A 20,681-nucleotide genomic window follows, 5' to 3' on the forward strand; every position below is an offset into this window, starting at 1 on the left:
CTCGTAGCCTTCTAGTCCTCCTCGTCCTCGTCCTCGTCCTCCGACTCTCGTACGAAGTGCAGGTCAAGGACGTACTGCTCATGACCCGCGCTATCGGCGAACGCTTGGCGCAGGGCGTCGTCGGCGCTGTCCTCCTCGGTGAGGCGGACCAGGGCGGTCTCGTAGCGCTTGAGGGTGGACTCGCGGTTGATCCACCAGGCGTGCCCGGCGTAGACGCCGGGCCGGGGGAGTTCCATCATTCCTGCGGGGCCGAGGGAGAGCTGGTTGACCACGAGGGTTCCGGTGATGGATTCGAGGTCGACGGGGACACTGCCCTCGGCGTGTGCAGGTGGCCGGTGGGGCTGGTCCCAGACCCGGATGGTGATGGTGACCTCGATATCGGGCTGGAGGCTCTTGAAGTACAGGTGGTAGCCGTTTCCGGCTACCACCTGTACCTCGGCGGCCCGCATGGCCGCCGTGTCACCGAGGTATGCGTCCGCGTCATAAACCTGCACGATGCAGCGGTCCGGCCGGGCCTCGACGTGGTACTCGGTGAGCGGGTCCATGCGGGTCCTTGTCGAACTAGGAGGTGATCTTGACGTAGAAGGGATCGCCGTCGAGTACCCGGTTGAGGGTAAACATCGAGTTGAGCATGTTTCCGCCTGCTCCGTTGTCGGTTCCCTCGATCAGGCGCACGGAGTACTTGTTGTCTCCCTTGGTGGACCCTTCCTGGGTGCTGGCGAACGGGTACTCGTCACATTCGAGGCGAGTCCCCGAGTAGTCCCCCCAGATGCTGTTGCACATCTTGATCGACTTTTCCCGGTTCTTCCTCTGCTTCTCGGGGTCGACGAGCCTGTGCAGGGGCTTCTTCTCGCCGGGGATGAGCTTGCCGAGGAAGGAGGGGAAGGTGCGCGAGGGACGCTTGATGGCGTCGTAGATGTGCAGGGCACTCTCGTTGACGGCGGGATCCTTCCGGCTCATGACCAGCTTGACCCTGGCGTCGGAGAAGACCGTGCCCTTGTGCTTGCCCGCGACAGGTCCGGCGTAGTCGAAACGGATCCGCGAACGGTAGGCGTCCACCTCCGAGTGGGACGTGGCGTTCGGCGAGTCCACGAAGAGATCGAGGTGGATCATCGCAGCGACGCGCTGCTGATTGCCCGTGCTGTGCTGAGGGCCGTTGTCCGGTGAGGTGTAAGTGAGGTACCAGTGCGGTGTGGTGTCCCAGACCCCGAGGAGCTCTTCGCGCTTGATGGTCGCGGGATCGGTGACCTGAGGGTTCGGGTCGCTGGTGTCGGTGTGGACAGCGGTGCGGTAGGACTGGCCGATGGTCCACTTCGTGGCGTCCTCGTCGCCGACCGTCTGAACGTGGATGTTCTCGATGCTGGAGACGTAGTCGACGCGGCGGCTCCCGTCGTACGCGAAGCCGAGTATCCACTGGTCGAACCAGAGACGGCCGATGGTCTCCGTGCCGTTCTTGTCTCGGATCACGAGGTCGTAGGGCCTCTTCTGGCAGCTCTCGAAGCGGCTCTTGATCCATCCCTGGACGGTCTTGGCCGCTGCCTCCTGCTGCGCGCATTCGGTACGCAGGTCCAAGGCGCCTGCCGACTGCCGGCGGGCAGGTGGCGCCGGTGGCTGCACTGTCCGGGCGTGTGCGGGCCGGTAGGCGCTGAGCGGTACGGGATCGCTGAGCTTCCGCAGTTGCTCGGCGGGGACGTTCGCGGCCTCGGTGAAGGTGAACTCGGTTGCGCGGCTGCCATGTTCGGGGGCGGCTGCGGCGGCACCGCCCGTGGCCACGAGGAGGAGGGAGCAGGCCGCTGCGGCGGCGCGTATCAGTCGGAGGACCTTTATGCGACGGTACATGGTGTTATTCCCCGTGAGGCAGTGGTCGGACACGGCTCGGTGGTGAAGGGCTTCACTGGAAAGCGGGGGGCGTCGAGGTGGTGTCGTCGCACAGACGGCCCCAGCACGCTTCGAGGAGCTGTCCGGTTGAGGCCGCGTAGGTCGCCTGGAATCCCTCGAAGCGCAGTCCACGGCGCTCCAGCCCTGCGGTCGTGGCGGACGACCGTGCCACCCACGTTCCACCGTCCACTGCGGACAATTGCCGTGCCGCAGGGCCGGACGTCACGGCCACCTGTCCCTCGGAGACGCCGAAGGCGGTCGCCGCACGCTGACGGATCGATTCTGCCGGCTCGGCCGGAACAGGGGATGCGGCCGTGGGCCGGGCCTGCTGCTGCGGCCTCTGCGTGAGACCGGCCGCGTTGCAGACACCGATGGTGCGGACGCACTCCGCCAAGCCCGGGACGGAGGAGAGACACGCCTCGGGGTCCTGCCCCAGACAAGACTGCAGGGCGGCTTGGTCGACCCCGTTCAAGACGGCCGGCACCCGCACGCCCGTCCCCCACGCGGTACCGGTCCCCGCGGGTGCCTGGCCCGTGGGTGCGGCCGTGGTGGCGGTGCGCGGCTTGCTGACGGACCACTGAGCGAAGGACTTTTTGTCCGTCAGCTTGGTCTTGAAGCAATTGGGGGGCTTGACGGTTGCGCTACAAGCAGGCAGGGTCACCACCTTTGCCGTGTTCTTCGTGAGAACGCGCAGCCATGTGCGGTTCTCGTCCATGAACTGCATTCGGTTGGCGATCTCGGGGAGTTTTATGTATCTGCCTCCCATCATTTCCACACCGATGTCTATACGGTTTGGGATTCCCCGGGGGACTTTGAGTTGCTCTTTCGTGCTGCCGACGGTGTTGAAGTCGTACAGCACATCCCACTGGTCTCCGGTGTCCTTACGGAGAAGCATGTAGGTATGATTGCGCCTGTCCGGCTTGGTCGGGTTCACTCCGGCCGTGATGGCTTTCGTCTTACCGCCGGTTGACCCCATTTCGGTCCATCGAGGGCCGTACGACTGGGTCGTCCTACCAGTTTTCTCTGCGTACAACCCGATCTCGATGTTGTTCTCAAACGGAGACGCCTCGGTGTTGGGCGTGAGCCGCAGGTAGTTCGAGACCTGCACTGTCTTGCCGGCCGTGTTCACCGCATCGAAGGTGACCGGTACATTCCGCCAGGTGGCGAAGCCGCCTATCATCGGCTGCCCGGGCTGGCTACAGGTCATGGCGTAGGAGACGATGTTGCCGCCGTAGACCAGCCCGCACGCCTCTTTCGGCGGAGCGGCCTGGGCCTGCTGGCTGGCGACGAGCGGGGATAACGTGACAGCTGCGGTTGCGACCGCGAGGCCCATCAGGACCTTTTGCGAAACACTCATAGAATTCTCGCGACTCCTCGAAGAAATAGATGAAGCACAGGGGAAAACAGCTGGCTGCCGTTCCCTCGAAAGGGCGGCATTAGACCGAGAACACCCCTCCGCAGTTCCTCATGGACATGATCAAAATAGGCCACCTATCATGTTCACGCAGGCGACTTGATGTCAAGGCGCCTTCAAGGCAGATGCATTCACCCTGCGCTGTTTGCCAGTGAAGAATCGGCCAAGATTTCCTCCATGAAGTACCTGGTGGATCCATACGAAATCACGGCGTGATTGGCGATCGGCATAGCAATCTTTTTCCGCCAATTTCTTGCGAGATAACATGCCGCAGGTGGTGAGATCAAGGCAGACCGTTACAGTGGGCCTTACGGACTTCTCCCCCGATACCTGCCCGCAGTAATCACCTGGCGATGCAGACCGGCTATCGGGCGTCTGACAGCGGGCGGCTCCGGCCGCCACGGCAGCCCACGCGGGATCCACCGCCTGCTGGATGGTCCGCCCAGTCTCTGTATTGATACGTCGGACGGTATCGAGACACCGCATGTGCCAACCGCACGAGCGGGACCCCATGAGCCGATACTGCGCAGCAGGTCGAGACACGGGGTCTGCCCGCGCACCTCCCGCGCCTGCGTGCACGCCTCCTCGAATGTCCGGGAGACGGCCTCCTTGTTGATCCCCCCGGGCGTACGCCTCCGTGCGCGCGTCCGGACCCGGCCGGAACTCCGTACGCATCTGGGCGGCCTTGGCCGTGTAGAAGTCGGTCTCAAACTCCCAGACCCACAGACTGCTCAAAGGCTCGGGCTCGTAGGCCAGGGTGCCGTCCGGGTACGCCACCTGGTGGTGGACGAACTGGCGGGCCGGCCTCCGGGTCCAGGCGCCTCCCCCACCCGCCGGTCTCTCGCGTTCCTCCGGTCCGACTGCACGGACCCGATTGCCCTCGTCCTCCGTCCAGCCAGCCTCTATCAGTTTTGTGATCGTCTCCGCGCGGTCGTCGTTCCACTGCTTGGCGACGTCCTGGGCGTGCTGACGCCGGGCAAAGAAGACTTCCCGGGCCGCCACGGTGACCAGTTTCCGATGCTTCGCCTTGGTGTCGCCCTGGACTCCGGTGAGCCGGTCGATGAATGTCAGGGCGTACGGCTCGAACACGGTCTCCGCCCGGCGTTGGTCGGCGACAAACCCTTGGCCACGGATCCAGCCCGGCGGCCAATGTTGACCGTCGCCATTCACCAGATCACGGAACCGCTCGGCAGCCGTCAGGTCCTCAAAGGTCTCGGACTCGCGTCGTCCCGTCCGTGCCCCGCCGGCTCGCCACCGCACGATGTACGAGGACTCTCCAGCGGTTCGCTCTCCGGTTTCGATGCATGCCACACAGAGACCGCAATCGAGCCGGTGTGCCCACTGCGTGCCCGCCAGGAATGACGAAAGACCCCCTCTGGCCCACGTTCACGCAGGTCAGAGGGGGTCTGATCTTGTGGAGCCTAGGGGAGTCGAACCCAAAATCGTTACCCTCCTGACCTGCGAAAACGCCCGGGAACCCGGACATACACCCCCGTTGGATCCTCCTGGATCCCGCTCGATCCCTCTCGGCCACGGACCCGTGTGGACGTGTCCACACGGGTCCGCAGTCGTTCGCAACCGCCAATCCCGTGCCGTAGCGAGGGCTCAAACGCCCCCAGATTATGGCTCCTACTGCCCGTCTGGCGGCGCAAAGCTGCAAACCATCAGCCTGCGGAGGTCTAGCCAGGTGCACGAGGAGAATTCTCCGAACTCAGGGCCGCTCAGATACGGTCAAGGCGATCGTTTAGAGCACCTTCAGCAAGAAGCTGACCGCAGCAGCAGTCGCGGTGCCCACAGCAGCTCCCGCGCTGACCTTGAACAGGTCCACGATCGCCTGCCTCCGGGGAGCTGACCGCCGAGGCTCAGGGCGTCGTCGCCGGATTGGACGGCGCGTACGGTGATACACGAAACCTCCTAGGGGTATCAGCCCTCACACCGCCGACTCCGCCAGAAGGTGCGGTGTGAGGGTCCTCTTCTGTCCTCCTCACTCTGTGCCAGCCGGGTCGGGAAATCCCGTCCGGAGAGGACCGATCCCGGTGTAAGTTCCAGGCCATGACGGACTGGCAGGACGGGTGGCCGGCTGGCACGGCTGACGACCTGGTGGATGACGCCCGTGCGCTGGGCATCAGCTACACGAGGCGCGCGATCACCGACTATGTGGAAGTCGGGCTGCTCGCCTCCCCGGTCCACAGGAAGTCAACCCAGCGGGGCAGCGACGCCCGTATCTTCCCGCCAGCCCAGCGACGCCTGTTCTACGAGCTGAACCGCGCTCGGCTTCGTTCCGCGCTACCCCGGGTCCCCCGTCACACCATGATCCCGATCGTGTTGTTCATGTGGTGCACCGACGACACGGTGGTCACGGACTCACAGGCCCGGCGAGCGCTTCGTACTTACGCCCGGAGTGCCGGCGTCGGATCCGATGGGCGTCGGCGGGAAACCGCGCGGAAGGTCGTGGAGCAGTTCGCACACCCCCTGGCGACCCCCGGCCAGCGGCAAGTGGCTGCGGCCTGGATCCGGGCCGGAGAAAAGTCGCGGAACCCCCGCTGGGACCCCTTGGCCGATGCCCTCAGCACCGTGGCCAGCCCGTGGCGGTCTCGGGGCCTGGCCGAGATCGTCCGCGGAGTCGGCCCGGCCGCCGCACCGATGACGACGGACCAGGTGGTCGCCATGTGGGAACTGGCCTTCGAGGTCAACCAGCGGTTGGCGATCGAGTCGGTCGATGAAGCAGTGCTGCGGCATGCCCGGGAGGAGCACCGGCGGAACTGGGAGGGCTATCAAGCGGTCCGCCTCGACTGGAAGGCCCAGGCCGGACCCCTGGCCGACATCTTCGAGATGCCCGACGACCAAGAGCAGGCCGCTCGGCAACACGTGCGCGGCTTCGAGTCCGTCTTGGGTAACACGCTGGGCCTGGCCAGACCGGCGTTTCAGCGGGCAGAGGCGCGGGCACGAGCCCGGCTACGGTGAGCATTTTCGGCAACCATCGTCGCCAAGCGACCGGAACACAGCTAGTGCCTTGCGATGACAGCGGCCAGCACCGAGAAGAATGGCGAGGATGCGGCTGCTGATCGCACAGCATTCGTCACGCTAAGCCATCGACTCACATGATCGACCGCTAGAGGTCACCGATATTACTGACGGGCCTGTGACCTGCGCTTTCAGGAATCCGTTAAAGGATATGCGCGCCAAATCTGGTACCGTTCTAGATGTTGGGAGGGGTCAGCCCTTCTGGAACCGAGAAGACCCGAATCAGGGACCACTGATCCGGGCCTCTCGTGCGGTCAACAGGCCCGGTCGATCATCCATAGACCGGGCCTTCCGCATATGCGGAGTAAGTCCGGTCCCTCCGGTTCTGTCGTGCTCGCCGTCAGATCATCTGAACGACTTGCACCGCAAACGCGGCAGCACCAAAGACGGCGGCAACCACAGCAACCCGTAACCCCCACTTCTCGGGTGGGGTCCACTTGTGTCGCCCGTCGTCATCCTGTTCCACCACTGCTTCCTTCCCCTCACCGGCACCTCCGAGCGGGCCGGAGACGGAGTCCCCAACAGCCGTGACTGCTGGGGATCATGAGGGTGCGTCAGCGCACAACATCCTACGCGATGGAACTCGCGCTCCGCACACTCAGAACGTTGCCACCTGAAACCCAATACACAAGTCCATTGAATATTCCGCAGTCGCACGACTACTCTGAGTTTGGGCGACTACTCTGTGTTGGGAAATCGTTCAGGCAGTCGGTAGCGGACAGAGTTCCACCCTGCACCGTCAGAATTCCCAAGATGCGGCTCCAACTGTCCAGATGCCACATCGAATCGGCAACGGCTTATTTACTCACCAGAGAATCCCGGGGCAAGTGAATTACCATCGAACCATCCCCTGCAATTCTACGGCTAGACGAGCAAGAGGATAACGAGCCGCAAGTCGCAGTTGGCGAGCGGGGAGAAAGCCGTGATACGCACCTCCGCCTCCCGGCCCGGATGTTCGGGGGACCTTAGACGGCGAACGTCCCCGTAGGGATGGGCCCGGTTTCGCTGGCTGCTCCACAGCTCTCGGGCCTCGGGGCTGCCGTCTAGGATCTCGTCGCGGAGCTGCTGGAGCTCGACAGATTCAGGGTGCGCGATGATGGCGAAGCGGATCTGGGCGAGGGAAGGTGCTGCCCAGTCCTTTTCCCAGTTGACGAGAATCTCTCGCGCTTCTGGATACAGAAAGGCAAAGCGCATGAAATTGCGCTCGTAGCCAACCCAGAAAAACCAGTCGTCCTCCGCCGGGCTGTTGTGGGCAAGCACATCCCAGACGAGATTCGAGACGTAGGCGGGAGACGGCAGCATTCGGTCGATGATGGTTCTAAGGTCCTCGCCGATGGGCCCCTGGGGAGCCGTTAGCCACGGCGTAGGGGTGTTCCCGGCCAGGCGGAACAGCGCGGAACGCTCGTCCGCGTCGAGCCGAAGGACCCCAGCGAGCTTGTGCAGGAACTCGTCAGAGAAACGCCGCTCGCTCCCGCTCTCCAGTTCTCGGTACCACGCACTACTGACCCCTGCGAGCTGAGCGGTCTCGTTCTGCGTCAGCCCGGGTTTAAGGCGTCTACGGCCGCCATCGATCCCAGGGATACGCCGGTGGTCCATCCGAGCCCGCCAGTGTGCGAGAAAGATCCCCAGGTCATTAGCGCCTGAACCGTTTGCCCTGTGGTGTTGATCACTCATCAGACCCCGCCTATCTCGCATTCCGGCACGAGTTTGGATAGACATGTCCCAGTATCAACATCTTCGGCCCGTACGCGATGCACGAGGGCCAATCGAGCGTCAAGACCTTCAAGTTAATCAACGTTCAACTAGTGCCACGGAAAGTGGCACTAGTGGCTGGGCAAGATGGCCCGGCAATTGACCATGATCACCCCCGAGGACTTACCCAGTCATGTGGTGGCGAAAAAGCGATCCAAAGCTGTCTCCTGGCATAGCGAGGAAACCCCTCGCGTCCCGGCGAGAAGCCCTCCGTACAAGCGGGACCATCCCGAACAGCAAACGACGCGTCAGAGAGCGCATGCTGGAGCAACGAATTCGGCTCCTGCTCCGCTCCCTAGATGTCCAACCTCCCCTGAGTGTCCCGTCGTTCTGTGCGGCACTTTCGCGGATTCGGGGACGGCACATCGAACTTCGGGCGGTCGCATTGCCGACGCCCGGCCCCCTTGGTCTTTGGTGCGAGACGCCTAGAGCAGACCTGATCGTCTTCCAGAAGGAGACGACCCCGTTGCACCAGGACCACATCGTCCTCCACGAGGTCGGCCACATCCTGGCCAACCATCAAGGCCCGGGACTGTCAGCTCAGCTCGAAACGGCCCTGCCGGGCCTGAAGCCGTCGGCGGTACGCCGGGTGCTCCAGCGGTGCTCGTACGACTCGGACCAGGAACGGGAAGCGGAACTCGTGGCGACGATCATCATGGAGTGGGCCTCGGTCCTCGATGAGGTGTCCACACCTCCTTCCGAAGACCCCTCGGTCCAGCGGATTCACGCGGCGCTCGGCGATCGGCAGGGGTGGCTGTAACCGTGGTGATCGTCTTTCTCTCCGCGCTCGGGGCGGCTGTCGCCTGGAAGGCGTACCAGCTCTCGCGGGCTCCGGGCGACAGGCCGCTGCGGGCCATCACCGCGTGCCTGGTGTCGGCGGCGGCTTCGTACCCCTTTGCCATGCCAGGCGGTGCATCCGGCTTCGACGGGATCGCCGGGCACGGCATGGCCAAGCTGATGCAGAACTTGTTGCTGCTGGCCACGGTCTACTTCCTGATGCTCTTCTACCTCGACTCCGCGGCCAACGAAGCGGTCAGCCGTCGGCGAGCGAAGCGGGAAGCCGTCGTGGTCCTGGTCGTCGCCGCGACGATGACCGTTGCCGCGAAGACGGTGGACCACACGGCTCTCGCTGGGAGCTTCTCCACCCTGGACATGACCATTCCGCAGGTCGCCGTCTTCTACTTCGCGGGCGGCTTCTATCTCGCGTACGCGCTGGCGGTGGCCGGCGTATGGACCCGGCGGTATGCCCGGGTCTCCAAACGTCCACATTCCACCGGGCTGTGGATGGCTGCGATCGGAATGTTCGCCATGGCGGCCTCGTCGCTGGTCCGGATGGGCTTCGTGGTCATCCGGTCGCAGGGCGGGCATGTCCCGCTGGACCTAATGAACGTGGTGGCCCGTGTCCTGATGGTGTCGATCTTCCTCTTCTTCATCGGCGTCACCTACCCCGGGGTACGCACCCGGGCGTCGGCATGCCGCCTGTGGTTCGTCCAGCGGCGGGCGTACGGGCGACTGGAGCCCTTGTGGACGCTGATCGCCGAGGCGTTCCCGCACCTGGTGCTCGACGGCGGAACCCCGTCGTGGGGTGAGCGCCGAGGGCTCCGCGGTGTCCGCCGTCGCTACTACCGGCGGGTCGTGGAATGCCGGGACGGGCTGGTCCACCTGGCCCCGTATATGGCGGCCGATGGCGCCGATGGCACCTCCGATCCGGCGGTGAAGAGGGCGGCGGCTGTGCTTCGGCAGGCAGTCGCCGACCAAGGCGGAGAACCTGGTGCTCTGCTGGAGATCGTGCGGGATCGAGATCGCACGGCCGACCGCGGGCAGCTCTGCCTGCTGTCGGATGCCGTGCGGAAGGTGCCCCGTACCCGGGAAGAGGTTGCCGAGCATGTTGGTCAGCGCTGACCAGGTCCTCATTGGGCCTGCTGGAGAGACCGTTCCGGACGGCGCGGTCCTCGTCCGTGGTTCCACGATCGTCGCCGTAGGCCCTCGATCAGAAGTCGAGCCACTTGCTCCGGAAAGCGCCCGGCGTCTGTCCTTCCCGGGCGGGACGCTGCTGCCGGGCCTCATCGACGCACACGTTCACCTGTGCTTCGACGGTGGTCCGGAGCCGGTCGCCAGCCTCCAGAACCAGGTGGATGACGAGCTGCTGGGTGCCATGGGGAGCGGGCACTCTGCCTGCTGGACGCCGGTGTCACCACGGCGCGGGACCTCGGGGACCGGAACGGTCTCGCGCTCCGGCTGGCGGCAGAGATCGCGGAGGGTTCCGCCCGCGGGCCTCGGATCGTCTCCGCCAGCGCCCCGATCACCCCGCCGGGCGGTCACTGCTGGTTCCTCGGCGGCGAGGCGTCCGGGGCCGATGAGATTCGGCGCCAGGTGCGGCGCAATGCCGCGGCCGGGGCGCGGGTCATCAAGGTGATGGTCTCGGGCGGCGGACTGACCCCGGGCGGACCCCGCCCCTGGGAGACACAGTTCTCGACGGCGGAGCTGGAGGTCGTGGTGGAGGTGGCCCGTGCGGCGGGCCTCCCGGTCGCGGCCCACGCCCATGGGACCGAGGGCATCATCGCGGCGGTGAACGCGGGCGTGGACACCATCGAGCACTGCACCTGGATGTCCGAGGACGGCACGATCAAGGTCCGGGACGATGTGCTGACCACGATCATCGATCGCGGCATCCGGGTCTGCCCGACCGTCAGCCCACACTGGCGGATGCTCCCGCAGCTCTTCGGCGCGGAGAGAGCGGAAGCCATGATCGCCGGTATCCGGTACATGGCGGAGGCCGGGGTCCGACTGATCGCCGGTACTGATGCCGGGGTGCAGAGGTCAGGGTTCGACGGCCTGGTGTCGAGCCTCGGCTTCTACGATCACCTGGGCCTGTCCGCGGACCGTGTCATCGCCATGGCGACCGCGGAAGCAGCCGATGCTCTCGGCCTCGGCGGGCACACGGGGCGGCTGGCCCCGGGCTACAGCGCCGATCTCCTGGTGGTGGACGGCGATCCTCTCGATGACCTAGGCCGGCTCGGTGACGTACGGACGGTGGTCGCCGCTGGGCGACATCACCACCCGGCACAGTCGTAGGAGATCCGTTGAGCTGCCCGGGACCTTCTAGGTTCCGGGCAGCTCTTTCTCCTCCAGTTCCTCCACCACCTGGTTGAGGAAGGCGAGCACCTCCTCCGGGATCCCTTCCGGTCCCAGACCTCTGGCGCCCACTCGGAGCACGTTCCCCTTGCGAGCTGCCGCCAGGAACCGCAGGCCCTCGATCACCTGCCTTGCCACAGCCTCGTCGGACTGGAAGTAGAGGTCCTCCACCCCGAAGAGGTCGGCGAGCCCCTCGCGCACGATCGGCGTCACGGTCTCCGTGGCATCGGAGCGGAGGTCGTCCACGTCTCCTTCAGAGAGGACCGTCGCACCGGCGTAGGCGTTGACCGCCTGGGCGATCTCGGCGTTCCCTGGCGGCTTCTGATCGCCGGGGTACGAGTGCTCCAGCAGATAGTTGATCTTCTCGCCGAGGGTGGCTGGCAGATCGGTACCGGGCGAGGGGGACGGCGGCGCTGGGGCCGGCACGTCGTTCCCGAAGGAGCGCTCCTGAGCGGCGAGCAACTCGATCGCGCTCACGCCATACGCCTCCGCCAGCGGCTGGACGAACCCTGAACTGAGGGGCCGCTTACCCCGCTCCGCGTTCGCAACAGGGCCGGCGCTCTTGGTGCCGATCAGCTTCTTCGTCTCGTACTGGGAGTATCCGGCGTCGCACCGGAGGTCAGCGAGATCTGGCAGGCCCTCCCGGGGGAACAGCTCGTCCAGGCCCCGCTGGAGAACCGCGGCCAGCGCGGGCAGCTTCTCTCCGTCGGGGGCCGATTGCCCCGTCTCCCAACCCGCAACGGTTGCGTCAGCCACCCCCATCCTCGTCGCCAGGGCGCTCTGCGTGAGGTTGGCGGCGCGGCGGACCTCGCGCACGCGGTGTCCGTCGAAGCTGCGAGGAGCCATTGGCCCGAACCTCGATCCGTGTTGTCTAAGCCAAGGAAACTTCAGTTTGTTGACCGGTTTCCGAAAATGGGATAGCTTCATTTTAGCGAACGAAGGGGCGCTTAGCACCCGCTCCCTCTTCGACCTCGTACGTGTTTTCGCCCGGCCTATTGGGCGTCGCGGGCGGACGGGGCGGCGGTGGCCACCGGTAGCGCGGCGGTCTCGCCCCAAACAGCATTCAGCGCCCGGGAGTTAGCCGCTCTCGGGCGCCGAACAGCACAACGATCGCCAGCTCCAGCAGAGCGCGGCGACCGATCGATCCAGCCACTCCGGGCCTTAGCAGGGGCGTATCCGGAGCGGCTACTACGCACGGAGAGTTTCGCATGTCCCATGCGGTCCATGACAAATCGATCGACGAAGAGCCGTCGATCCGATCCCAGCGCCTCGCGGCCCAGCTGTCCAGCATGTTCCCCTGCGCGGAGACCATGAAGGTGCGGCTCCTCGGCCCCCGGAGCCTCTGGCCCCACCTCAAGCTCACGGCCGTGGACAAGGCCGGGCGAGCGGTCCCGATCACCAGGGCCGGTGCCCTCGCTGCCGCCCGATGGATCATCCGGACCTACCCGGACGCCGGTTGGCAGAGTCCGCGCACCTTCAACCTGCGCACCGGCCACCTGAGCGGGGAGAGCGCGTGATGGCTACCGCGCTCTCCGCCGACTCCCTTGCCGCCGATCTCGGCGCAGGCTCATCTGAACTTCGCGGCCTGGCCGCCCTCTTGCGCCTGCTCGGTGACCCGGAGAAGCTCGGACAGCTCCTGGGGGCCCTGCCCGGGGCGGAGACGCCCGAGCCCCGCCTTCACGTCGGTTATGAAGAAGCAGCCCGGAGACTGAACATCCCGGAGAAGTGGCTCCGCGAGCGAATTTCTACGCTACCGCACAGGAAACTCGGAAAATTCGTCCAGTTCACAGAGGACGACCTTAACTCGATTTCCAGAATGCATTTCGTAGGCCCTCAAGAGCAAGACAACAGGGCTTCTGATTCATCTTGGAATGAGACGTTGAAGCCGTCGCCTCGCTCGCGCCGCCGAAGCTGAGTAGTCCTTCCGTGAAAATGAACCCTGACATACGCAATCTCACGAATTCAGCTCGGCAGGACGACTGGGCTCCCCTGCTTCGGCAGGCGGCCATGGCCCCTGGAAAGCATTGGGCTGACGGGGCCCGGTGCGTGGGAGAGAACCCGGAATTCTTCGTCCTGCCCAGTGATGACATGACCCAGAATCCGGACTATGTGCGGCACGCCGAGGGAGAAGCGGCCCGTCGCTCTCTGAGAATCTGTTCGGCCTGCCCCCTGCCGGTGGCTGCGCGGTGCTTGGTCGATTCGCTCAAACACGACGAGCGGCACGGCATCCGGGCGGGGCTGCTGGCAGCGGAACGCGAAGGGCTCCGCAAAGCGTGGTCTCGGCGCATCGATCCTGCGGCGGTCTCAGCGGTACTGAGCGGCACCTACAAGCCTCTCGGCAAGCACGAGCGCCGCGAGGTCATCGCCCGGTTCGCAGGTGATCGATCTCTGGACCCAGAGGTCGTAGCGCGTGGACTCGGAGTCCCCCGCGACTACCTGCTCAAGCTCGCCCGCATGCACCGGAAGAAGCACGGGATGGAAGTGCCATCCTCCGTTTCCTCTTCCCCCGCCGGCTGACCCTGCCGCCCCGGACACTCTCTTACTTCTTTTTCGGGAAGCCTCACCATGCCTCAAAACAGCCCCATAAGGCCGCCTTCCTCAAGGATTTGCTTGGCCCTCCGAGAGCTCGCACCGGCTGCCGTCCTGGCTCGGATAACACCGTATGGCCCCATCAGCAGCACACGACTCTTCGGCAGTGATTTCTACCGCCTGCATGTTGACCAGGAGGCGGATATAAAAGTCGCTCGCATGCTTCGTAGTCACTTTCATGATGTCGCCGACTGGCGACGCGCCCACGACTTTCACATGCCGTCAGAAAGCCTCTACCGGACCCCGGAACCGACACAGCGCGGGTACGTACCCGAAGACGATCGAACCTTCGGTCTCTCCCCCGAGCGCTTCATATCAACGGCCGGGGAGGCAACCCGATGAGCACTGCCGCGACCGACAGCGTGTGGAGTCTCTCAAGATCCAACGGTGGTGCCCGCCTGGTCCGCCTGGCCCTGGCACGCGAAGCCGACGACAACGGCCGAGCAATCCTCCCGGTACACAAGATCGCAGAACTTACCAGGCTTACCGGCCGCGCAATCGCAAAATGCCTGAAAGACCTTATCGGGCTGGGCGAGATCACCTACCGGAGGGGCGGCGGCCCCGCCAATCCAAACAGTTACTCGATTCTATTGATCGCTTCGGGTGACCATGAGGCTACGGAACCTGGATCCTCAAGCAGCTTTGACGGAACAGAGTTCCCTGAATCTGCTTCCCACATTGAAGGTCCGAATACGGATAGTCGGAACTCAGTTCAGGGAACCACGAGGTCCTCACGCGCACGCGTTGTTGATACTCCCTACGGGAGTATCAACAACCCCAAGCAAGCTAGCTCGCTAGCTGACTCGTCAGCCGGTCAGCGATCGAGCGCACCGAAGCAGGACGGACCAGTGAACATTCCTGCCGGTGCTCAAGAGCTTGTAGCGGCGCTCACGAACGCCGGGATGCTCGTGAGCTGGCGGCTCTCGGACGCCGAATGGGATCGGGTAACAGCTCTCTCGGCTCATTGGGGGCCGGAGCCCCTGGTGGATCTGGCCGCTCGGCGCTGGAACTCGGCACAGCCTCCGCGCTCGGCCCGGTACCTGCTGCGCGTCTGGGACGACTTGCCCGTCCGGCTGTCGGGCGTGGCCAGCAATGTGATTCCGCTCCGGCCCGACGGCGGGCGTCGGACCTACCGGAATCCGGTGAACTCCAGCGTCTACGAGAACGGGTTCTGAGATGGCTGCTCTGCATCGAGTGGGTGAGGCCGGTGCCATGCGGTCCATGGAGCGGGTTCTGGTGTCTCGCGGAATCCGGCTGGAGTCGGTGTCGGATACGGCTCCGGACGCGGGCCCGGGTGACCCTCAGTGGCACCGGGAGGCTCGTGTCCAGTACGCCCTGAACCGGTGGGCCGCCGCAGCCCCTCGTCGGTTCGAGGCGGCGGACATCTCGGTCCCCGAGGCCGCCGCGTGGGCGGACAGGGTGCTTGCGGAGCCGGAGACCGCGGGGGCCTTGTTGCTGGTCGGCGAGACCGGCACCGGGAAGACCAGGGAAGCCTACGGAGCGCTCCGCCGGATCGCCCTCGGCGGGCCTCAGCGGTTCGAGGTGATCGCCGTGACCAGTGCGGATATGTACGGGAGCCTGCGTCCGTCGCCAACGTCCGGGGCCTCGGAGCGGGAGCTGAAGCGCCTGTGCGAGGTGCAGCTTCTCCTGCTGGACGACCTGGGCACCACCCGGGTCACGGAGTGGACGGAGGAGATCACGTACCGGCTGCTCAACCACCGCTACAACCAGTGCCTCCCGACCATCATCACCTCGAACCTGCCAGCACGGAGCGATGACGGGCCTGACCTGACCGACTTCGTCGGGGACCGGGTCGCCAGCCGACTCGCCGAGATGGTGACGGCGCTTGTCCCCATGGTGGGACCCGATCGGCGTCGAGTCCGGAGAGCCGCCTGATGCCGAAACGCCTCTGCGGAGCCTCCGGACTCGCCGGGCGGTCGGTATTCGTCGGGCACGGCACGCGGTACGACAACCCGTTCCGGCCCGGCTTCCCCAGCCCGTCAACACAGCGGTTCCTGACCGCGCGGGATGCCGTGGACCTCTTCGCCGCCACCCTGCGTGGGCCGATCGGCCAGCGGTACGCGGCCGACTTCGCGGCCACCCTCCGTGGGCTCGACCTGGTGTGCACCTGTCCACCGGGAACTGCCTGCCATGCCGATGTCCTGCTCCGACTCGCCAACGACCCCGACCATGACTCCCCTCTCCTGAAAGGCACCACCCGATGACCCACCCCCTCATGCTCGCTGCCGCCAAGCAGCTCGTCATGGCCGAAGAGGAGCGGACCACGGCGCGGAGAAGGCGTTCCGGACCTGGGAACCGCGGTCGGTCGCCGCCGCCACGGCGTACGCCCACCGCGTCCTTGGCGACGACGCACGCTCGCTGACGTGGGAGGTCGTTGGGTTGCTGCCGTTCGACGAAACCCTTCAGGCTGTCGCCTCGCTCGACACGGTGACCGGCCAGCACCTGGAGCTTCACTACAGCGGCACCGAGGAGGCCGGACGGATTGCCCTCCGCGTCTCGTGCATGTCGTGCCCGAACCAACGGATCGAGGATGTGACATCGCTGGAGCAGCTCGGCCGACTGCTGTCGCACACTCCAGTCTGGTCGGCCATCAACCCGCAGAACGGCGGCACGCTCTGATGGATGGCAGCCTCATAGAGCCCACCGTTTCACCGGGACGGCCGCGACGCCTCGACCTCGCGCGGATGACCGGATGGGACTCGACCGCGATCGTCCTCCTGGGCGCGGCCGGCTTCGCCTTCTCGTACGACGCCTTGCGCGAGATGGCCATCGCGATCCACGCCCGGCCAGCGCTCAGCTATCTCTTCCCGGTCTTCATCGACGGGTTCATCGCCTACGGCGTCAGGGCACTTGTGCTGCTACGGAACCGGGCCTTCGGTGCCCGGCTGTATGCCTGGTTCCTCTTCCTCGCGGCGACCGGCGCGAGCATCTGGGCCAACGTGCTGCACGCGGTCACCCTCAACCAGAATCCTCCGGACGGACCGTCCGCGCTTTACCTCGGGGACACTGCGGTCGGGGTGTTGTCCACCCTGGCGCCTCTGGCTCTGGGCGGCTCAGTCCACCTCTTCATCGTGGTGACCCGCACCGGGGAACCGTCCGTCCCGGACCGGTCCGGCACCAGCAGCGGACCGGTCCGCGAATCTCTTGAGGGGAACGGCGGCGAGCCATCTGCCCCGGAACGAACAGCCCCGGCCGGAATGCCGCCGGGCTCCGCCGGCCGGGGGAGCACCATCGGCCCGTATCAGGCTCGCGGGCGGCATGGTGGGGGGACGGACCGGTCCTGGGCTGGTCTGATGGCACAGGATGCCCCTGCGACGGGTCACCCCGCGGACGGGGAAAGGGATCCGTCCGCAGTTCGTGAGCACCGTGAGCCTACGGTCCGCGGCACCGACGAGGGGTCTCCGGAGCACGGTCCGGACGGCTTCGATCCTGCGGACCGAACTGCCACTCCAGGTGCTGGTCCGGACGTCCACTCGCCGGATTCCGCTCAGGATCAGTCACCCGCAGGTGCCGGTTCGGTCCCCGTCCCGGACGGACGTCCCCCTGCGGACCGGGAGCTGGTGGACGAGTCCCTGGTGGAGTTGTTGCCTCTCGCGCGCGAGGCCGCCCGCCGGGCGGGCCGGATCAGCCGGTCCGCAGTCGCGGAAGCGGTCCGCGCTCATCAGCCGATCAGCAATGACCGTCTCGGCGAGCTGCTCGTGCTGCTCCGAGCGGAGGAGAAAGTCGGGCAGCCAACGACCGCTGCTGCTGACGACTCCAGCCACCTCTGGTGACCTCAGCCTGATGTATCACCCGGTCGCCGCACGGTGATCTGCTGCGCGGCGGCCGGGCCGCGCTCGTCATGAAAGGACAGCTCATGTTCCTCCGCAGGAAGCCCGCCAGAGAGAGCGCACCAGACTGTGGACACGCCGCAGATCTGCTCAGGAAGCAGCTCACGGCTGGCGGTGGCCTCCCGGTGACAACGGCACCGGGTCTGCCCCTGGAGCACGGGGAGATCGCCTACGCGGACAGCATCTGCGGTACGGCCCGCCGCTACGCGACCCCGGTCGCCTACCCGCGCCCGGCCGGGTACTACGAGGACCATCCCGCCTTCGGCCGCCGCTGGGTCTCCAACCCCCGGCTGACCGCCCGGCGGAACCGTACTGCTGAGGCCGACGCCCGGGAACGGTGGCGCGATCAGACATCCGCCCGGGTCGTCCTCACCTCGGTCGGCCTCCGCATCAAGCCAGCCGGGACCGGGGTCTGGCTGCCGTTCGACCACTCCCTCCTCACCGCTGTGGTGCCCTCCCCGGAGCAACTGTCGGTGGAACTCTCCTACAGCGTGTGTGCTCCGCTGCTTCTCTCCGGGCCATCGGTGCCCTGGCTGACGGTGGCTATCGAGCACCTGACGGCCCCGAGCACGGGACCGTGAATAGAGACGGCATTAATTACCGGAACTGAATTCATGGAAGAATCTTCCTAATTCGATACGAGCTCGAATTTTCCGCACCTTCCTGCAAGGATCTGAGCACAGCCGGTCGCCCGTGGCGAATTTCGGCTACCTGACACATGAGCATTTGCCGAAGCGCTATCACGAAGCGAGGTGGTCCATCTTGATATGAGTCGAGGGCTCGCCCCGTTCTCAGGGGCAGAGCAAGAACGGTTAGACAGGTCCTCGCCACAGGCAGAGGAAAGGGCACATGAAGCCCTTTAACGAAATCATCGGTCCTGCCCTCGATGTGGACAGGGCTGCCCGCCCGGCTTCTGCCGGTCGATGAGTTCATCGGGTCTGCAACGCGCTCTGGGCTTGGCCCCGCGTTCGGATCCGCGCTTCCACTGGAGTGCTGGCCCGCGATCCGGGCCGCATGCCTCCTTTCTGCTCCTCTGCGCCAAAGGCTCCCATCACCCATGCCTCATGCCCCCCGTTTCCCTGCTCTATCAGGCTCCATAGCCGCTGCTGGATTCCTGATAGCCGCCGCGACCGGGTGCTCCGCTCTGCCCGACGCGCCACTTCCGAACGGCGGCGCCCCGGCGACGACATCGCTCTCCAGCGCCCCCACACCCCGATCCTCCACCCCGTGGACCGGCCCTGCCTCTAACGCAGATCAGGACCTCCCCTCTGACGTAGCGAAGGTGGCGACGGCGTTCACCCTGGCCTTCGTCCAGCACGATGCCCGCGCCGGAGGAGACCGCTCCTTCGCCACCGCCGGGGTCCGTGCCGCAAAGTTCGCCAGTGGCGAGCTGGCGAAGGCTCTTCCGCAGGAACGTCCCGGCCAGGCAGCGCCTTGGGCTGCCCTCAGGGCCGAGCAGGCCGTCACCACCGCCGAGATCACCTCCGTCGTCGTGCCCGACGGGGCCCCGCCCCCCACAGCCACGTCGGCTCTCGTCCGGGTGGCCTACACGCTCACCACGACGCCTGTGGCCGGTGCTCCCCGGAAGGAACGCGATCACCTCGCCCTCCGCCTGGAGCCGACACCTGACGGGTGGCGCGTCACCGCGCTGCCCTGGTCATGACGGGACCGGGATGAAGAAAGCGGTAATCGGCGGCCTGGCTCTGATATTCGCCTTGGCCCTCTCGACCGTGACCCTGCTGACGACGTTCGGCGGAGGCAGCAGTGCCTCGGCGCAGGCGGTGGGTCCCGGCGGGGGGCTCTCCGCCGACGCGCCGGTGCCCGAGTGGGTACGGGTGCTGGTGAACAAGCACGCTGGCAAATGCCCGCAGGTCACAGCCTCGCTCCTGGCCGCCCAGCTCTTCGCGGAAAGCGGCTTCAACCCCAAGGCCGTAAGTCCCGTCGGCGCGCAGGGCATCGCCCAGTTCATGCCCGCCACCTGGGCCGCGTACGGCATGGACGGTGACAACGACGGGGACAAGGACCCTTTCGACCCCGTGGACGCGATCCCCGCACAGGCGAACTACGACTGCGTCCTCGCCGGTGAGGTCCGGAACGTGCCCGGCGACTCCACGGACAACATGCTGGCCGCGTACAACGCGGGCGGCGGCGCGGTGATCCGGTACGGGGGCATCCCTCCGTACGCCGAGACCCGCTCCTACGTGAAGCGCATTCGGGACTTGACCGCGAAGTGGGCCGACCTCAGCGTCCCCAACCTGCCCGGGGGCAAGGGCGCCGCCCGTGCCATCTCGGCGGCCAAGACGGCGCTCGGCACCTGGTACCAGTGGGGCGGCCAGTGCGTCCCTCCCTACCAGGCAATGGGTGGCTGCGACTGCTCCTCGCTCACTCAGATGGCCTGGTCCGCCGCCGGGGTGAACCTGCCCCGGGTCACCTACGGCCAGGTCCACTCCGGAACTCCCGTGAAGAGCGTCGCCCAACTCAGGCCCGGCGACCTGATCTTCACCCGTCCCGGACCGGCAGGTCCCGAGCACGTGGCCATGTACCTGGGCGACAGCCAGGTCATCGACGCCCCCCGCACCGGCAAACGGGTGCAGATCACCCCCCTGAGCCAGTGGACCGCGGACATCATCGCCATTCGCCATATCGGCTAATACCTGCATGAACCTGCTCTTTTCACCACATAACTAAGGAATTGCTGTGCACAACCTCCTTGCCGCCGCTGCGGACCCGACCCTCCACACCACACTGGCGGCCGGTGCCGATGTGGTCTCCGGGGTGAAGCCCGACTGGGGCCCCTTCGGGAAGCTCGGGAACACCGCGAAGGTCGTCCTCGGCGTGATCGCCGCCATCGTGCTCGCCATCGGCGTCGGTGCCTTCCTCACCGGCATCGCCAAGTCGAAGGGGTGGTTCGGTGAGGGCCAATCCAGCATGGACAGCTCGCGAGGCAAGGGGATGATGGTCGGCGGCCTGGCCTGCATATTCCTGGTGGCCTCCCTCGGCACGATCGTCGGCATCACCTACGGCATGGGTGTGTGACC

Annotated in this window: 22 protein-coding genes and 2 pseudogenes; 17 read left to right on the forward strand and 7 right to left on the reverse strand. The window is 65.9% G+C overall.

Translation table 11 applies throughout. The annotated features are described in order from the left end of the window. Positions 1 to 11: 11 nt before the first annotated feature. The 4 genes from FF041_RS34070 to FF041_RS34085 all read right to left on the reverse strand — a co-directional run bounded on the left by FF041_RS34070 (position 12) and on the right by FF041_RS34085 (position 4,603). Positions 12 to 545, reverse strand: coding sequence for a hypothetical protein (locus tag FF041_RS34070; RefSeq protein ID WP_153526298.1), 534 nt, complete (start codon positions 543 to 545; stop codon positions 12 to 14). Positions 546 to 561: 16 nt separating this feature from the next. Continuing rightward, positions 562 to 1,839 carry a NucA/NucB deoxyribonuclease domain-containing protein gene (locus FF041_RS34075; RefSeq protein ID WP_153526299.1) on the reverse strand — a complete coding sequence of 426 codons (1,278 nt, stop codon included), beginning with the start codon at positions 1,837 to 1,839 and terminating at the stop codon, positions 562 to 564. Positions 1,840 to 1,891: 52 nt separating this feature from the next. Further along, complete coding sequence (locus FF041_RS34080) at positions 1,892 to 3,235, reverse strand: hypothetical protein (protein WP_228388819.1); 1,344 nt, start codon at positions 3,233 to 3,235, stop codon at positions 1,892 to 1,894. A 162-nt stretch (positions 3,236 to 3,397) separates the two neighbouring features. Then, positions 3,398 to 4,603 (reverse strand): hypothetical protein, encoded by a 1,206-nt coding sequence (locus FF041_RS34085; protein WP_153526300.1) that lies wholly within the window; start codon positions 4,601 to 4,603, stop codon positions 3,398 to 3,400. Between the two features lie 741 nt (positions 4,604 to 5,344). Here FF041_RS34085 and FF041_RS34090 point away from each other — a divergent pair. Continuing rightward, a complete protein-coding gene (locus tag FF041_RS34090; protein ID WP_153526301.1) occupies positions 5,345 to 6,256 on the forward strand; it encodes a hypothetical protein in 912 nt (303 codons plus the stop codon). A 924-nt stretch (positions 6,257 to 7,180) separates the two neighbouring features. Here the strand turns inward: FF041_RS34090 and FF041_RS34095 are convergent. Further along, entirely contained in the window at positions 7,181 to 7,990 is an 810-nt protein-coding gene (locus FF041_RS34095; RefSeq protein ID WP_194292285.1) for a helix-turn-helix domain-containing protein, read from the reverse strand. Between the two features lie 544 nt (positions 7,991 to 8,534). On the opposite strand from FF041_RS34095, the gene FF041_RS39740 reads away from it, so the two are divergent. The 3 genes and pseudogenes from FF041_RS39740 to FF041_RS40660 all read left to right on the forward strand — a co-directional run. After that, entirely contained in the window at positions 8,535 to 8,828 is a 294-nt protein-coding gene (locus FF041_RS39740; protein ID WP_228388820.1) for a hypothetical protein, read from the forward strand. Next, entirely contained in the window at positions 8,819 to 9,970 is a 1,152-nt protein-coding gene (locus tag FF041_RS34105; RefSeq protein ID WP_194292286.1) for an MAB_1171c family putative transporter, read from the forward strand. The genes FF041_RS39740 and FF041_RS34105 overlap by 10 nt, the downstream gene beginning before the upstream one ends. Then, a pseudogene (locus FF041_RS40660) lies at positions 9,954 to 10,049 on the forward strand (hypothetical protein); the annotation flags it as partial. The gene FF041_RS34105 and the pseudogene FF041_RS40660, both read left to right, overlap by 17 nt. Before the next feature lie 9 nt (positions 10,050 to 10,058). On the opposite strand, the gene FF041_RS40480 reads toward FF041_RS40660, so the two are convergent. Beyond that, positions 10,059 to 10,238, reverse strand: a complete 180-nt coding sequence (locus tag FF041_RS40480; RefSeq protein WP_323393526.1) for a hypothetical protein — start codon at positions 10,236 to 10,238, stop codon at positions 10,059 to 10,061. 8 nt (positions 10,239 to 10,246) lie between these two features. On the opposite strand from FF041_RS40480, the gene FF041_RS34110 reads away from it, so the two are divergent. Next, positions 10,247 to 11,143, forward strand: coding sequence for an amidohydrolase family protein (locus FF041_RS34110; RefSeq protein WP_323393570.1), 897 nt, complete (start codon positions 10,247 to 10,249; stop codon positions 11,141 to 11,143). Between the two features lie 27 nt (positions 11,144 to 11,170). On the opposite strand, the gene FF041_RS34115 is transcribed toward FF041_RS34110, so the two are convergent. After that, entirely contained in the window at positions 11,171 to 12,049 is an 879-nt protein-coding gene (locus FF041_RS34115; protein ID WP_153526304.1) for a helix-turn-helix transcriptional regulator, read from the reverse strand. Between the two features lie 362 nt (positions 12,050 to 12,411). Between FF041_RS34115 and FF041_RS34120 the strand changes: the two genes are divergently transcribed. The 12 genes and pseudogenes from FF041_RS34120 (at position 12,412) to FF041_RS34175 (ending at position 20,679) form a co-directional block, all read left to right on the forward strand. Then, on the forward strand, positions 12,412 to 12,720 hold the full coding sequence (locus FF041_RS34120) for a transcriptional regulator (protein WP_153526305.1): 309 nt from the start codon (positions 12,412 to 12,414) through the stop codon (positions 12,718 to 12,720). Continuing rightward, complete coding sequence (locus tag FF041_RS34125; protein ID WP_153526306.1) at positions 12,720 to 13,118, forward strand: MerR family transcriptional regulator; 399 nt, start codon at positions 12,720 to 12,722, stop codon at positions 13,116 to 13,118. The genes FF041_RS34120 and FF041_RS34125 overlap by 1 nt, the downstream gene beginning before the upstream one ends. 92 nt (positions 13,119 to 13,210) lie before the next feature. Further along, the gene (locus FF041_RS34130; protein ID WP_228388836.1) at positions 13,211 to 13,720 is read left to right on the forward strand and encodes a WhiB family transcriptional regulator; all 510 of its coding nucleotides are present in this window, start codon (positions 13,211 to 13,213) and stop codon (positions 13,718 to 13,720) included. A 410-nt stretch (positions 13,721 to 14,130) separates the two neighbouring features. Next, positions 14,131 to 14,967, forward strand: a complete 837-nt coding sequence (locus FF041_RS38355; protein ID WP_194292288.1) for a hypothetical protein — start codon at positions 14,131 to 14,133, stop codon at positions 14,965 to 14,967. Between the two features lie 61 nt (positions 14,968 to 15,028). After that, complete coding sequence (locus tag FF041_RS34140) at positions 15,029 to 15,688, forward strand: ATP-binding protein (RefSeq protein ID WP_323393530.1); 660 nt, start codon at positions 15,029 to 15,031, stop codon at positions 15,686 to 15,688. Further along, positions 15,688 to 16,017: a DUF4326 domain-containing protein gene (locus FF041_RS34145; protein WP_153526309.1), complete on the forward strand. Its 330-nt coding sequence runs from the start codon at positions 15,688 to 15,690 to the stop codon at positions 16,015 to 16,017. Before FF041_RS34140 ends, FF041_RS34145 begins: the two co-directional genes overlap by 1 nt. An 85-nt stretch (positions 16,018 to 16,102) precedes the next feature. After that, positions 16,103 to 16,432, forward strand: a pseudogene (locus FF041_RS34150) (DUF6195 family protein); the annotation flags it as partial. Between the two features lie 65 nt (positions 16,433 to 16,497). Further along, positions 16,498 to 17,586, forward strand: a complete 1,089-nt coding sequence (locus FF041_RS34155) for a DUF2637 domain-containing protein (RefSeq protein WP_228388821.1) — start codon at positions 16,498 to 16,500, stop codon at positions 17,584 to 17,586. A gap of 182 nt (positions 17,587 to 17,768) precedes the next feature. Further along, complete coding sequence (locus FF041_RS34160; protein ID WP_228388822.1) at positions 17,769 to 18,224, forward strand: hypothetical protein; 456 nt, start codon at positions 17,769 to 17,771, stop codon at positions 18,222 to 18,224. 701 nt (positions 18,225 to 18,925) lie between these two features. Then, a complete protein-coding gene (locus FF041_RS34165; RefSeq protein WP_228388823.1) occupies positions 18,926 to 19,306 on the forward strand; it encodes a hypothetical protein in 381 nt (126 codons plus the stop codon). 10 nt (positions 19,307 to 19,316) lie between these two features. Beyond that, positions 19,317 to 20,294, forward strand: a complete 978-nt coding sequence (locus FF041_RS34170; RefSeq protein ID WP_153526312.1) for a C40 family peptidase — start codon at positions 19,317 to 19,319, stop codon at positions 20,292 to 20,294. A 46-nt stretch (positions 20,295 to 20,340) separates the two neighbouring features. Then, the gene (locus tag FF041_RS34175; RefSeq protein WP_323393533.1) at positions 20,341 to 20,679 is read left to right on the forward strand and encodes a hypothetical protein; all 339 of its coding nucleotides are present in this window, start codon (positions 20,341 to 20,343) and stop codon (positions 20,677 to 20,679) included. Positions 20,680 to 20,681 lie beyond the last annotated feature (2 nt).

The sequence above is a fragment of the Streptomyces jumonjinensis genome (assembly GCF_009600885.1).
Lineage (GTDB): Bacteria > Actinomycetota > Actinomycetes > Streptomycetales > Streptomycetaceae > Streptomyces > Streptomyces jumonjinensis.